At 69.8% G+C, this 12,957-nt stretch carries 14 protein-coding genes; 6 read left to right on the top strand and 8 right to left on the bottom strand.

The genetic code is table 11. From position 1 onward, the window contains the following. Genes ccsB through Q9S78_RS04835 form a run of 6 tightly spaced genes read right to left on the bottom strand, consistent with a single transcriptional unit; the run spans window position 1 to window position 5,541 of the window. Complete coding sequence (gene ccsB, locus Q9S78_RS04860; protein WP_020098048.1) at window positions 1–1,020, bottom strand: c-type cytochrome biogenesis protein CcsB; 1,020 nt, start codon at window positions 1,018–1,020, stop codon at window positions 1–3. A 28-nt stretch (window positions 1,021–1,048) separates the two neighbouring features. After that, entirely contained in the window at window positions 1,049–2,785 is a 1,737-nt protein-coding gene (gene resB, locus Q9S78_RS04855; RefSeq protein WP_311869177.1) for a cytochrome c biogenesis protein ResB, read from the bottom strand. Then, a complete protein-coding gene (locus Q9S78_RS04850; protein WP_311869174.1) occupies window positions 2,763–3,569 on the bottom strand; it encodes a cytochrome c biogenesis CcdA family protein in 807 nt (268 codons plus the stop codon). Before Q9S78_RS04850 ends, resB begins: the two co-directional genes overlap by 23 nt. Beyond that, window positions 3,566–4,165, bottom strand: coding sequence for a TlpA family protein disulfide reductase (locus Q9S78_RS04845; protein WP_018186854.1), 600 nt, complete (start codon window positions 4,163–4,165; stop codon window positions 3,566–3,568). Before Q9S78_RS04845 ends, Q9S78_RS04850 begins: the two co-directional genes overlap by 4 nt. Then, complete coding sequence (locus Q9S78_RS04840; protein ID WP_028497478.1) at window positions 4,162–4,791, bottom strand: histidine phosphatase family protein; 630 nt, start codon at window positions 4,789–4,791, stop codon at window positions 4,162–4,164. Before Q9S78_RS04840 ends, Q9S78_RS04845 begins: the two co-directional genes overlap by 4 nt. Window positions 4,792–4,851: 60 nt before the next feature. Beyond that, complete coding sequence (locus Q9S78_RS04835) at window positions 4,852–5,541, bottom strand: DedA family protein (RefSeq protein ID WP_311859030.1); 690 nt, start codon at window positions 5,539–5,541, stop codon at window positions 4,852–4,854. A 108-nt stretch (window positions 5,542–5,649) separates the two neighbouring features. Here Q9S78_RS04835 and aspS point away from each other — a divergent pair, with 108 nt between their 5' ends. The 6 genes from aspS to Q9S78_RS04805 all read left to right on the top strand — a co-directional run bounded on the left by aspS (window position 5,650) and on the right by Q9S78_RS04805 (window position 12,310). Continuing rightward, the gene (gene aspS / locus Q9S78_RS04830; RefSeq protein WP_311869167.1) at window positions 5,650–6,990 is read left to right on the top strand and encodes an aspartate--tRNA(Asn) ligase; all 1,341 of its coding nucleotides are present in this window, start codon (window positions 5,650–5,652) and stop codon (window positions 6,988–6,990) included. Between the two features lie 88 nt (window positions 6,991–7,078). Beyond that, window positions 7,079–8,251, top strand: a complete 1,173-nt coding sequence (locus tag Q9S78_RS04825; protein ID WP_311869164.1) for a mechanosensitive ion channel family protein — start codon at window positions 7,079–7,081, stop codon at window positions 8,249–8,251. Between the two features lie 114 nt (window positions 8,252–8,365). Continuing rightward, window positions 8,366–9,499: an ABC transporter substrate-binding protein gene (locus tag Q9S78_RS04820; protein ID WP_311869162.1), complete on the top strand. Its 1,134-nt coding sequence runs from the start codon at window positions 8,366–8,368 to the stop codon at window positions 9,497–9,499. Then, a complete protein-coding gene (locus tag Q9S78_RS04815) occupies window positions 9,496–10,401 on the top strand; it encodes an ABC transporter permease (RefSeq protein WP_311859024.1) in 906 nt (301 codons plus the stop codon). Before Q9S78_RS04820 ends, Q9S78_RS04815 begins: the two co-directional genes overlap by 4 nt. Further along, the gene (locus Q9S78_RS04810; protein ID WP_020098039.1) at window positions 10,398–11,201 is read left to right on the top strand and encodes an ABC transporter permease; all 804 of its coding nucleotides are present in this window, start codon (window positions 10,398–10,400) and stop codon (window positions 11,199–11,201) included. The genes Q9S78_RS04815 and Q9S78_RS04810 overlap by 4 nt, the downstream gene beginning before the upstream one ends. Then, entirely contained in the window at window positions 11,198–12,310 is a 1,113-nt protein-coding gene (locus Q9S78_RS04805) for an ABC transporter ATP-binding protein (protein WP_311869159.1), read from the top strand. Before Q9S78_RS04810 ends, Q9S78_RS04805 begins: the two co-directional genes overlap by 4 nt. A 5-nt stretch (window positions 12,311–12,315) precedes the next feature. Here the strand turns inward: Q9S78_RS04805 and Q9S78_RS04800 are convergent, their stop codons facing one another. Then, the gene (locus Q9S78_RS04800; protein ID WP_020098037.1) at window positions 12,316–12,615 is read right to left on the bottom strand and encodes a Dabb family protein; all 300 of its coding nucleotides are present in this window, start codon (window positions 12,613–12,615) and stop codon (window positions 12,316–12,318) included. Next, window positions 12,612–12,869: a glutaredoxin family protein gene (locus Q9S78_RS04795; protein ID WP_020098036.1), complete on the bottom strand. Its 258-nt coding sequence runs from the start codon at window positions 12,867–12,869 to the stop codon at window positions 12,612–12,614. Before Q9S78_RS04795 ends, Q9S78_RS04800 begins: the two co-directional genes overlap by 4 nt. Between the last annotated feature and the right edge of the window lie 88 nt (window positions 12,870–12,957).

The following is a 12,957-nucleotide window of genomic DNA, read 5'->3' as shown; positions in this document are numbered from 1 at the left end:
TCAGCTGGGCAGGCCGCTGTAGGAGTGCAGCCCCTGGAAGAACTGGTTCACGATCGTGAAGTTGAACAGCACGGCGGTGAACCCGACGATCGACAACCAGGCCGACCGCGTCCCCCGCCACCCGCGGGTCGCCCGCGCGTGGATGTAGCCGGCGTAGACCACCCAGATCACGAAGGTCCAGACTTCCTTGGTGTCGAAGCCCCAGTAGCGTCCCCACGCATCGTTCGCCCAGATGGCCCCGGCGATGAGGGTGAAGGTCCAGAGGACGAAGCCGATGATCGCGAAGCGGTAGGCGAGGGACTCGAGCACCTCGGCGCTGGGCAGCGTCCGCAGGAACGGCAGCCGGGTGCGGGGTGCGGCATCCGACCCGACGGCCGCGAGAGCGATGCGCTCCCGTCGCGACTGGAGGAGCTGCACGATCGACAGGGCGAACGCCAGTGCGAAGAAGGCCGACGCGAGCGAGGCGACGAAGACGTGGATGACGAGCCAGACGCTCTTCAGCGGGTCCGACAGCGGGACGACCTCGACGTAGTAGGCCAGGGCGGCACCGCCGAGGAGGATGACGATGAGGCCGTTGATGAAGGCGCCGAGGAAGCGGAGGTCGTACTTCACGAGCACGGTGAGGAACACCATCACGACGAGCATCGTGCCGGTGAGGGCGAACTCGTAGTTGTTCGACCACGGCACACGGCCGGCGGCGATGCCGCGGGTGACGTCAGCGCCCACGTGGAAGAGGAAGCCGATCGTCGTCAGCACGACGCCGAGGCGCGCGAACAGGTAGCGGCCGCGCTTCGACGGCGCGGCTTCGAGGGCGACCTTGGCGGCCGCCTCCTCGGCGTGGATCTCGTCGATGGTCTGACCACCGCCGCCGGCCGCGACGAGCGTGCGCGCCTTCGCGTCCTGCGCCTTGATCGCCAGCTCGGAACGGCGGGCGAGGTCGACGGTGAACGCGAGGAAGCCGAGCGTGTAGATCGCGATCGCGGTCCACAGCAGCAGCACGGAGATGTCATCGAACGACATGAGGGTCCTCCGGAGGAGATGGGTGGGTTCAGTTTACGTTCGCGGGGACGGCCGGGGCGGATGCCGGTTCGTCATCGAGCACCCTGCCGTGCCGCCGGGCGAGGTCGGCGACCGCGATCGCGATCGCAGGATCCTCGCCGCGGGCCAGTCCCGCGTACTCGAGCGTCACGGCGTCGCCGTCCGGGGTCGCCTTCACCCACATGCGCCGGCGCGGGACGAACAGGGCCGTGAAGAGACCGACCATCGCGAGGATCGCGAACGCGAGCACCCACGGGGCGCTCGAGTCGTTGTGGATCGACAGCGAGACGTAGCGCTTCACCGACTCTGCGGCGCCGTTCTTCGTCTCGTCCTCGAAGGTCACGCTGCCGCGGCCGCCCGGCAGCTGGACGGTCTGCCCCGGCGAGAGCTCGAGCGACGGGGTGTCGGCGTTGCGCCCGGCGATCTCGGTCATGCCGTCGGTGTCGAGGGCGTAGACGGAGCGCGCGTCGCCGTTGTCGATGCCGAGGTCGCCCTCGTAGACGAAGAATGTCAGGCGTGGGTCGACGAGGTCGCCGTACGCCGAGGTGAGGGCGCCGCTCTGGAGCGTGGCGACCGTCGGGTAGAAGAAGCCGACGAGGCCGAGCTGCTCACCGCCGGTGTCGGGGATCTTGACGACGCCCGACGAGGTCATCGTGGGGCTCTGCGGCAGGAACGGCACCGACTCGCTGAAGACGACGTCGCCCGAGCCGTTGCGGACGGTGATCGTCGGAGCGTAGCCGTTGCCCATGAGGTAGACGCGGTCGCCCGCCATGGTGATCGGGTGGTTCACCTCGATGACCTGGTCCTCGGCCTTCTGCCCGGGGAAGCGCGTCGTCACGTGAGCGGCGAAGTCGCCCGCCTGCCCCGACGGCGGCGGCGCGTAGGTCACGTCGAAGCGGTCGAGGGTGATGGAGTACGGCGTCAGCGCCTCGGTGTCGACGAAACGGCCCGGGTTGAAAGAGGTGTAGCCGAGGCCGAGCGAGTTGACGAAGCCGTCGCCCTCGGTGATGACCGTCTGACCGGTGTAGGTGAACCCGCCGCCGATGCCGACCGAGAGGAGCACTCCCACAAGGGCGCCGTGGAAGATCAGGTTGCCGGTCTCGCGGAGGTAGCCGCGTTCGGCGGAGACCGAGGCGACGCCGTTCCGGTCGTACCGCTCGACGCGGTAGCGGGCCGAGCGCAGCTGCGCCTCGGCGAGGTCGACCGCGTGCGCCGCGTGACCCGCGGCATCCTCACCCTCGGGAACGGCGACCCGCGACTCGACGTGATCGTCCAGGCGGGACAGGCGCGCAGGGGTGCGCGGAGGGCGGGCGCGCAACGCCTTCCAGTGGTGCCTGGTGCGCGGCAGCACGCAGCCGATGAGGGAGATGAACAGGAGGATGTAGATCGCCGAGAACCACACCGACGAGTAGACGTCGAAGAGCTGGAGCGTCTCGAAGGTCGGGTAGAGGTCGGGGTTGGTGGCCCGCCACTGGGTGACGCCGTTCGGGTCGGCGCTGCGCTGCGGCACGAGCGATCCCGGGATCGCCGCGATGGCGAGCAGCAGCAGCAGCACGAGGGCCGTCCGCATGCTCGTCAGCTGCCGCCAGCCCCACCGCAGCCAGCCGACGATGCCGAGCACGGGCTGAGTCGGCGAGCCGTCGTCGGCCGCGCCCCGCTCGCCCGTCTTGTCGAGGTGGTCGCTCGGTCGGAGCGGTCCGTCGACGGCCGTCGCGCCGGAACGGTCAGAAGAAGGTCGGGACACCACCGATCACCCCCTGGAAGTTCGAGATGAGCGTCGTCCACACCCCGGTCACCATGAGGACCCCGAGCGCGACCAGCAGGACGCCACCGACGATGTTGACCGTCCGGATGTGGCGGCGCACGAACGAGACGGAGCGTGTCGCCCAGCCCGCGCCGAGCGCGAGGAGGACGAACGGGAGCCCGAGTCCGAGGGAGTAGGCGACCGCCAGCGTCCCGGCCCGGAGGGGGTCCGCCTGGCTGTAGGCCATCGTCAGGATCGCTGCGAGCGTGGGGCCGATGCACGGCGCCCAGCCGATCCCCATGGCGACACCCAGCAGCGGGGCGCCGAGGATGCCGAGGTTCTGCGTGAGCTGCGGACGATAGATCTTCTGCGCGAAGCCGAAGACGCCGACGAAGACCAGTCCGAGCGCGATCACGACAAGACCCAGGATGCGGGTGATGAGGTCCTGGTACTCGATGAAGAGACGTCCGAGGGTGCCGGCGAACACGCCCATCATCAGGAAGATGACGGTGAACCCGGCGATGAAGAGGGCGACCCCGAGCAGGAGGCGTCCGCGGGCCGGCGCATCGACGCGGGTCCGCGTCGCGGTTCCCGCCGGGCCGGGGCCGGCGGCATCCGTCGATGTCACCCGTGAGGCGCGAGGGGTCATGGCCCCGCCGAGGAAGCCGAGGTACCCGGGGACGAGCGGCAGCACGCACGGCGAGAGGAAGGAGACGAGTCCGGCGAGGGCCGCGATCGGGATCGCGATCCACAGCGACCCGTCGACCACGATCGACCCGGGGTTCATCCCTTCTCCGCCAGGGTGTCGTCGACGAGCTCGCGGAGCGTGGTCGCATCGGGCAGCTGACCGAACAGTCGTGCGGCCACCCGGCCCTTGCGGTCGACGACGAGCGTCGTCGGTGCCGCCTGGAGCGAGGTCCAGTCCGCGAATGCGAGCTTCAGGTCGACGTCGCCACGGGCGAGGATCGACGGGTAGGTGATCTTGTACGTCTCGTCGAAGGAGGTCGCCTGCTCGGGACCGTCGTAGATGTTGACGCCGAGGAAATGGGCTCCGTCGCCCTTCGTGTCCTGATAGGTCTGCTCGAGGACGGGTGCCTCCGCCCGGCACGGACCGCAGGCGGCGTACCAGAAGTTGAGGACGACGACGTCGCCCGCGAAGTCGGTGCTCGAGATCTCCGACCCGTCGGTGCTCGTTCCCGTGAACGACAGGGCGTCGCCGCGCTGAGCGGCGGGGATCGTCTCGACGCGACCGTCGCTCGAGATGAAGCCCTGCGTGTTGCCTTCGCGGTACAGGTCGGAGAGGTTGTCGTTCTCACTCGAGCAGGCTGCGAGACCCGCGACGAGCGTCAGAGCCGCGACGGCGGCGAGGATGCGGCGTCTCATACGGCCCCCACGTCCACAGCGCCGGCGGTCGGGGCCGGCTCGGCGTAGTCGACTTCGCGCCAGACGTCGCCGTCGAGCTCGAAGCTCGTGATGCTCGACAGGTCGCACCGGCGGCGACGCGGGTCGTGACGGAGCGGGAGTCCTGCGACGGACAGGTGCGTGATCCAGATCGGGAGCTGGTGCGAGACGATCACCGCGTCGCCCGAGGGCGTTCGGTTCCACGCGTCGCGCATCGCCGCCTGCATGCGCTCGACCACCTCGAGGTAGGCCTCTCCCCAGCTCGGCAGCGCGGGAGTGCGCAGGTGCCACCAGTTGAGCGGGTTGCGCAGTGCGCTCCGCATCCGCTTCCCCTCGAAGACGTTCGTCGGCTCGAGCACACGGGCATCGATCACGGGGGTCAGCCCGAAGAGCTCCGCGATCGGGGCGGCGGATTCGCGCGCCCTCTCGAGCGGGGACGAGACGAGCGACTTGACGGGACGCCCCTGCGCCTTCAGGTGCTCGGCCGCGGCACGGGCCATGTCCTGACCGTCGTCGCTGAGGTGGAAGCCCGGAAGTCGCCCGTACAGCACGCGGTCGGGGTTATGGACCTCCCCGTGGCGCACGAGATGGAGGCGGGCGGCAGGCACGCCTTCAGTCTACGTGAGGGGGTCCTATGCAGGGCCTGAGCGCCGACCGCACGCGGGGCCTCAGCCGGCGGCATCCTCCGTCGACTCCCGGCGGTGACGGACGGCGGCGCGAATGCGGACGAACAGGAACCACGCGACGAGGGCGACGACGACGACGATCACGATGTTCTGGAAGACGCCGGCGTACTGCTCGACGATGTGCCAGTTCTCGCCGAGGAAGAATCCCGCGAGCACGAAGATCGAGTTCCAGATGAGGCTGCCGGCCGTCGTCAGGAGCCCGAACTTCCACCAGGGCATCTTGGAGACGCCGGCTGGGATCGAGATGAGGCTGCGGAACAGCGGCACCATCCGGCCGAAGAAGACCGCGACCGAGCCGTGCCGCTCGAACCAGGCGACCGTCTTGGTGACGTCCTCCCCCTTCATGAGAGGCAGCTTCTCGGCGACGCGCGTGAGACGCTCCGCGCCGAGGACGCGGCCGAGCACGTAGAGGATGTACGCGCCGGCGAGCGACCCGAAGGTGGTCCAGCCGATCGCTTCGGCGAGGGTGAACGACCCCCGCGACGCGGCGAGACCGGCTACGGGCAGCACCGCCTCACTGGGGATCGGCGGGAAGAGGCTCTCGAGGCCGACGGCGATGGCCGCGCCCGCGGGACCGATCGTCTCCATCAGCATCACGAGCCAGTCGGCCAGGGCCGACAGCCACGACCCGCCACCCGAGGAGGAGGTGGCGGCAATGTTCACAACGGTCATCGGGTGCTCTCTCGCCCTCGGTGATCGGATGCCCGGCCGGGCCCCCCGTCGGGTCAGCCTACGGGGCGGGAGGTTTCGGAACCTGGGCGCCGCGTAGACTCGACCCTCGTGAGTGAACGCACCCTCGTCCAGCAGCTGCAGTCCCGTGAAGACGGCCCCGTCTCGGTCTCCGGATGGGTCGAGACCGTCCGCGACCAGAAGAAGGTGCAGTTCGTCATCCTGCGCGATGAGACGGGCGCCGTGCAGCTCGTCAATCCCGCGACGCGCCCCGCCGAGGACGGCAGTGAGCAGGATGCCGCGGCCCTGGCGCTGACGGACCTCATCTCCAACCTGTCGACCGGCACCTTCCTCACCGCGACCGGTGAGCTCAAGCACGACGAGCGGGTCAAGCTCGGCGGCGTCGAGATCAAGATCGGCGGGCTCGACATCGCGGCCGCCGCTCTGCCCGAGACGCCGATCGCGGCGGACTCCGGCCTCGACAAGCGCATGGACTGGCGCTTCATCGACCTGCGCCAGCGTCGCAACAACCTCGTCTTCCGCATCCAGACGACCCTTGAGCACGCGATGCGCACCTACTGGGTGGAGCGCGACTACATCGAGGTCCACTCCCCCAAGCTCATGGCCTCGCCGTCGGAGTCCAACGCCGAGCTCTTCGAGGTGCCCTACTTCGAAGACAAGACGGCCTACCTCGCGCAGAGCCCGCAGTTCTTCAAGCAGATGGCCCAGGTCGCCGGCTTCGGCAAGATCTTCGAGATCGCGCCCGCCTTCCGCGCCGACCCCTCGTTCACCTCGCGCCACGCGACCGAGTTCACCTCGATCGACGCCGAGATCAGCTGGATCGACTCGCACGAGGACGTCGCCCGCATGCAGGAGGAGCTCCTGCAGACCGCTATCCGCGCCGTCGCCGACAAGCACGGCGACGAGATCAAGGCCCTGTTCGACATCGATGTGGTCGTCCCGGAGCTGCCGTTCCCGCGCATCCCGCTCGCCGAGGCGCGCGAGATCGTCGCAGCGCGCGGCTACGAGATCCCCCGCACCGACGGCGACCTCGACCCCGAGGGCGAGCGTCAGATCGCGGCGCACGTGCAGGAGACCTACGGTCACCAGTTCGTCTTCATCACCGATTACCACCCCGAGATCCGGGCGTTCTATCACATGCGCGACGAGGAGACCGGGCTGACGAAGTCGTACGACCTGCTCATGAGCGGCGTCGAGATCACCACCGGTGCGCAGCGCGAGCACCGCGTCGACGTCCTGATCGAGCAGGCCAAAGAGAAGGGTCTCGACCCCGAGCACCTCGACTTCTACCTCGACTTCTTCCGCTTCGGTGCGCCGCCGCACGGCGGCTTCGGCATGGGCCTCGCCCGCGTGCTGATGCTGCTGCTCGGCCAGGACTCGATCCGCGAGGTCACGTACCTCTTCCGCGGACCCACGCGCCTCGCCCCGTAACACGGCACCCCGCACTCTCGACAACCGCTCGGCTCCGGCCGGGCGGTTGTCGTATGGTGGCTGACTCTCCGACGGAAGGATCAGCGGTATGTGGGATGGATGGGTGGACTTCGGGATCGCGGCCGTCGTCGGGATCGGCGTCGCGATCGTCGTCGCCGTCATCGCGACGATCGTGCTGGCGGTCGTCGCGCGCCGCCGGCGATGGGCGGGGGTTCTGAGCCGGCAGTCCCGCGCTCCGTTCCGGCTGCTGCTGCTCGTGGTCGCGCTCTGGGTCGCCGTCCGGGTGGCATTCCCCGACGAGACGTGGCGCGGCATCCTGGGCCAGATCCTGACGATCCTCATCATCGCGGCGAGCGCGTGGCTGCTGGCCTCGCTGGTCGTCGTCGCCACCGACGTGGCGCTCGGGCGGTACCGCATCGACGTGCCCGACAACCGGGTGGCCCGCCGCATCCGCACGCAGACCCTCGTCGTCCGGCGTCTGGCGATCGCGATCATCGTCATCATCGGGATCGGCGCCGTGCTCCTGACGTTCGACTCGGTCCGCGCGATCGGGGCGAGCGTGCTCGCGTCCGCGGGCATCGCCTCGATCGTCGCGGGCCTCGCCGCGCAGTCCGTGCTCGCCAACGTGTTCGCGGGTCTGCAGATCGTCTTCAGCGACGCCCTCCGGGTCGATGACGTCGTGGTCGCCGACGGCGAGTGGGGCCGAGTCGGCGAGATCACCCTGAGCTACGTCGTCCTCGACCTGTGGGATGACCGACGCCTGGTCCTGCCGTGCACGTACTTCACGACGACCCCCTTCGAGAACTGGACTCGCAAGGGATCAGAGCTCCTCGGCGCCGTCGAGATGGACCTCGACTGGAACGTCTCGCCCGCCCTCATGCGCGCGCACCTGCGGCAGGTCCTCGAGCGCACCGACTTGTGGGACGGACGAACGTCGGTCCTGCAGGTGACGGATGCCGTCGCCGGCTACGTCCGCGTCCGCATCCTCGTCACGGCGAAGGATGCGCCGACTCTGTTCGACCTCCGCTGCCTCGTCCGCGAGGCCATGGTCGCGTGGGTGCAGGAATCGATGCCGCAGGCCCTGCCGGTCCAGCGCGTCCTGATGACGGATGCCGCAGCCCCCGCACCCCGGACGCCCACCGACCCGACGCCCACCGGTGACGGACTGTTCACGGGCAGCGCCGAGGCCGAGCGACGCGCGAGCACCTTCACGAACGCGATCCCGATCCTGCGGGACGACAACGCGGAGCCGTCGACGTAACGTCACCGACCGTTCACGCATCGGGAGTCCTCGGGTCATCGGCCGGACGTAGCTTCCCCTCGTTCCCCCCGGCGCCCCGCATCCGCGGACGCCGGAACACCCGAGAGGAAACGCATGTCCCGCATGTCCCGGCGGCGAGCCGTCACGCTCGCCCTCACCACCATCGCCGCGCTGTCCCTGGCCGGCTGCGCCGGTGCCACCGGCGCCGAGAACGCCTCCGGCGCCAAGCCCGCCGCGGCGACCGCGAAGAGCGTCAGCGACCTCGGCGGCTTCGACAAGCTCGAGGCGGCGGCCAAGGCCGAGGGCGCCCTGAACGTCATCGCCCTCCCCCGCGACTGGGCCAACTACGGCAAGATCCTCGACCTGTTCACCAAGCGCTACCCCGAGATCACCGTCACCGAGCAGTCGCCCGACTTCTCGAGCGCCGAGGAGATCACCGCGGCCAAGACCAACGAGGGCCTCGACACCGCGCCCGACGTGTTCGACCTGGGCCTGACCGTCGCCCTCCAGAACACCGACCGCTTCGCGCCGTACAAGGTCCAGACCTGGGACGACATCCCTGCGGAGCTGAAAGAGTCGACGGGCCTGTTCGTCGGCGACTACGGCGGGTACATGTCGGTCGGGTACGACTCCTCGAAGTTCGCCGCGCCGACGCAGCTCAGCGACCTGCTGAGCTCGGAGTTCCGCGGCTCGGTCGCCATCAACGGCGACCCGACGCAGGCCGGTGCCGCCTTCGCCGCCGCCGGGCTCGCTACCGTGCAGTCCGGCGGGTCGCTCGATGACTTCCAGCCGGGGATCGACTTCTTCTCGAAGCTCGACAAGGCCGGCAACATGCTGAAGCTCGACGTCACGAGCGCCACCGTCGCGAGCGGTGAGACGCCCGTCGTCTTCGACTGGGACTACCTGAACGCGGCGCACTCCGCCGACGTCCCCACCTGGAAGACGGTCGTGTTCGACGGCGTGGGCTATGCCGGCTACTACAACCAGGCCATCAACGCCGACGCCCCCCACCCCGCCGCCGCGCGGCTGTGGGAGGAGTTCCTCTACAGCGACGAGGTGCAGAACCTCTGGCTCAAGGGCGGGGCACGTCCCGTCCGCATGGAGGCGATGACGAAGGCCGGAACGATCGACGCCGACCTCGCCGCGAAGCTCCCGAAGGCCCCCGCCGACACGGTCGTCCCCGCCGAGGACCAGTCGACCGAGGCCGGCACGCTCCTCGGCAAGGAATGGGCGGCCGCGGTCCAGTGACCGCTGTCGCCCCCGCGGGGAGCCCGGTCACGGGCTCCCCGCTCCCCCGCTCGCGGCGGATCGGATGGTCATGGCTGGGCCTCGTCCCCTTCCTCGCCTACCTCGCCCTGTTCCTCCTCCTCCCCACCGTCCTCGCCGTCGTCACGGGCTTCCAGGACGGCACCGGGGCGTTCACGTGGGACAACCTGACCGCCCTCGTCGATCCGGTGATCACCGAGACGTTCTGGAACTCGACCTGGGTCTCGCTGCTCACCGCGGCCATCGGCGCGATCGTGGGATCGCTCGTCTGCTTCGCTCTGCTGGGGCTGCCCGAGGCGGGAGTGATCCGCGCCGCGGTGGATGCGGCATCCGGTGTCCTCGCGCAGTTCGGCGGCGTCATGCTCGCCTTCGTGATGGTCGCGACGCTCGGCACGCAGGGTGTCATCACCCGCCTGATCGCCGGCGCTCTGGGAATCGACATCTTCGCGGACGGCGCCTGGATCTACGGACTGCCGGGCCTCATCCCCGCGTACATCATCTTCCAGGTGCCGCTCATGGTCCTCACGTTCATGCCGGCCCTCGCCGCCCTCCGCCCTCAGTGGGCCGAAGCGCACATGACCCTCGGCGGCACGCGCGCCGGCTTCTGGGCACACGTCGGCTTCCCCGTCCTCGCCCCCTCGTTCCTCGCGAGCTTCCTCCTGCTGTTCACGAACGCGTTCTCGTCCTACGCGACGGCAGCCGCGCTCGCCAGTCAGGGCTCGTCGATCGTGCCGCTGCAGATCCGCACCGCGCTCACGAGCGAGACCGTGCTCGGCCGCGAGAACCTCGCGGGGTCGCTCGCGCTCGGCATGATCCTGGTCGTCGCGGCGGCGATGGTCGTCTACAACCTGGTCCAGCGGCGGGCCTCGAGGTGGCAGGCATGACCCGCTCGCCCCTCGCCCCCTCCCGGGCGACACGGTGGACCATCGGCATCCTCGTAGGAGCGGTGTTCGCTGTCCCGTTCGCAGCGACCCTGCTGTTCACCCTGACCGCCGCCGACGGCAGCCTGACGCTCGACCGCTGGACCGCGCTGTTCGACCCTGCCCGAGCCGCGGCCTACGTCCCCGTCTGGGCGGGCCTGGTCAACTCCCTCGTCCTCGCGGTGGTGACGGTCGCGATCGTCCTCGTCGTCCTCGCGCCCACGATGGTGCTCGTCGCCCTGCGCTACCCCGCTCTCCGACGGGTGTTCGAGTTCTTCGCCCTGCTGCCGATCACCATCCCGGCCATCGTCCTGGTGGTCGGTCTGGCACCCATCTACCTCGCGATCGGCAGGACGTTCGGCACCGGGACGTGGAGTCTCGCCTTCGCCTACGGCATCATCGTCCTCCCCTTCGCCTACCGGTCGATCCAGGCCTCGATCGACGCCGTCGACCTTCGGACGCTCGCCGAGGCGGCGCGCACGCTCGGCGCGAGCTGGCCGGCGGTCCTGATCCGCGTCATCGCGCCGAACCTGCGGCAGGGGCTGCTGGCGGCATCCCTCATGACGGTCGCCGTCGTCCTCGGCGAGTTCACGATCGCCTCGCTGCTGAACCGGCAGGTGCTGCAGACGGGACTCGTCCTCGTCAACAAGCAGGATGCCTGGGCCTCCGCGATCTTCACCCTGCTGGCGCTCGCCTTCGCCTTCGTGCTCCTGCTCATCATCGGCCGCGCGGGACGCGTCGGCGCCGGAAGGAAGACCTCATGACTCTCGACGTGACACCCGCTGCCCGCGCTCTGCCCCAGACCGCGGACAACCGCCTGCTCGCCGCCGCCGGCGACGGCACCCGCGTGGCGCTGCGCGGCATCGTGAAGGACTACGGTCCGACCCGGGTGCTGCACGGCGTCGACCTCGACATCGCACCGGGCGAGTTCGTGTCGCTCCTGGGGCCGTCCGGGTGCGGCAAGACGACCGCGCTGCGCGTGATCTCCGGCCTCGAGGACGCCACGGCGGGAACCGTCTCGTTCGGCGGAACCGACGTCTCGCGGACGCCGACGAACAAGCGCGACATCGGCATGGTGTTCCAGGCCTACTCGCTCTTCCCCCACCTGCGCGTGCGCGACAACGTGGCCTTCGGGCTCCGCCAACGCCGAGTGGATGCCCGGGCTGCGCGTCGCCGGGCCGGTGAAGCGCTCGAGCTGGTCGGCCTCGACCACCTCGCGGACCGCTACCCTCACCAGCTCTCGGGCGGGCAGCAGCAGCGCGTGGCGCTCGCTCGCGCGCTCGTGACCGAGCCCCGGGTCCTCCTGCTCGACGAGCCGCTGTCGGCCCTCGACGCCAAGGTCCGCGTCCAACTGCGCGACGAGATCCGGCGCATCCAGCTCCGCCTCGGCACCACGACCATCTTCGTGACGCACGACCAGGAGGAGGCCCTCGCGGTGTCGGATCGCATCGCCGTCATGGATGCCGGGCGCATCGAGCAGATCGGGTCCCCCGAAGAGCTCTATCTCCGACCCGCCACACCCCGCGTGGCCGCGTTCATCGGGCTGTCGAGCTCGGTGCCCGGCGTCGCCGCGGGCGGCACGGCCACCGTGTGGGGGACGGATGTGCCGCTCCAGAGCGACGTCCCCGACGGGGAGGTCGACGTCCTGCTCCGTCCCGAGCACGTTCATCTGGTCGGTGCCGGATCAGGTGTGGGGGCGGTCGTCGAGGAGAGCATGTTCCTCGGCAGCATCCGCCGCTCGCTCGTGCGCACCGACGACGGGTCGCTCGTCCGCCTGCAGCATGCGCCCGACGAGAGGCTCCAGTTCGGCGAGCGGGTCCGCATCGCCGTCCGGCCGGTTCCCGTCGTCGCGACGCCTCGGCAGACCCGCTAACGGCCTCAGACCTCGAAGTCGACCGCCAGGCGGTCACCGGTGACGCTGCGGATGTAACCGGCCACCTGCTGGTGAGCGGGGTGCGTCTGGTAGGCATCCAGCGCGGCGAGGTCATCGAGGTCGATGACGAGAGCGACGTCCGCGTTGCTCTCGGGCACGGCGACGTTCACGCCGACGCTCAGCGAGCGGATCACGGGGACGACGCCGACCAGGCCCTCGAGGAGGCGCGCGACCTCGGCCGCGTGCTCGGCTCTCGTCTCGGCGTCGTCGGCGGCCATCCGCCAGATGACCGTGTGCCGGATCATGCGCGGTCCTTCTCGGCGAGGGCGGCACGGAGGCGATCCGCAGACAGTCGCCAGTGGGCGTGCAGGTCTCCGTCGATGAGGACCACCGGGATCTTCTCCCACCACGTCGAATACAGCTCGGCGTCGTCGGCGATCGACAGCTCCCGGACCTCGACCTGCCCCTCGGGGAGATCGGCGACGACGGTGTCGACGATCTCGCGCGCGACGTCGCAGAGGTGGCAGTCGGGTTTCGAGATGAGGGTGAGTGCGGTCACGGCATCCATTCTCACCCGGGAATGGATGCCCCGGACGCAACACGAAGCGCCCCGACGACCGGCTGACCGGACGGGGGCGCTTGGTGTG

Source organism: Microbacterium aquilitoris, assembly GCF_031932285.1.
Classification (GTDB): Bacteria; Actinomycetota; Actinomycetes; order Actinomycetales; family Microbacteriaceae; genus Microbacterium; species Microbacterium aquilitoris.
Note: the sequence above shows the minus strand (reverse complement) of the source record. Positions and strands in the feature narration are given on the sequence as shown.

Bases quoted from the DNA above. Each gene is read 5' to 3' on its own strand.
- ccsB (WP_020098048.1), bottom strand. From the start codon at position 1,020: ATGTCGTTCGATGACATCTCCGTGCTGCTGCTGTGGACCGCGATCGCG.
- Q9S78_RS04850 (WP_311869174.1), bottom strand. From the start codon at position 3,569: ATGAACCCCGGGTCGATCGTGGTCGACGGGTCGCTGTGGATCGCGATC.
- Q9S78_RS04845 (WP_018186854.1), bottom strand. From the start codon at position 4,165: ATGAGACGCCGCATCCTCGCCGCCGTCGCGGCTCTGACGCTCGTCGCG.
- Q9S78_RS04835 (WP_311859030.1), bottom strand. From the start codon at position 5,541: ATGACCGTTGTGAACATTGCCGCCACCTCCTCCTCGGGTGGCGGGTCG.
- Q9S78_RS04825 (WP_311869164.1), top strand. From the start codon at position 7,079: ATGTGGGATGGATGGGTGGACTTCGGGATCGCGGCCGTCGTCGGGATC.
- Q9S78_RS04820 (WP_311869162.1), top strand. From the start codon at position 8,366: ATGTCCCGCATGTCCCGGCGGCGAGCCGTCACGCTCGCCCTCACCACC.
- Q9S78_RS04810 (WP_020098039.1), top strand. From the start codon at position 10,398: ATGACCCGCTCGCCCCTCGCCCCCTCCCGGGCGACACGGTGGACCATC.
- Q9S78_RS04805 (WP_311869159.1), top strand. From the start codon at position 11,198: ATGACTCTCGACGTGACACCCGCTGCCCGCGCTCTGCCCCAGACCGCG.
- Q9S78_RS04800 (WP_020098037.1), bottom strand. From the start codon at position 12,615: ATGATCCGGCACACGGTCATCTGGCGGATGGCCGCCGACGACGCCGAG.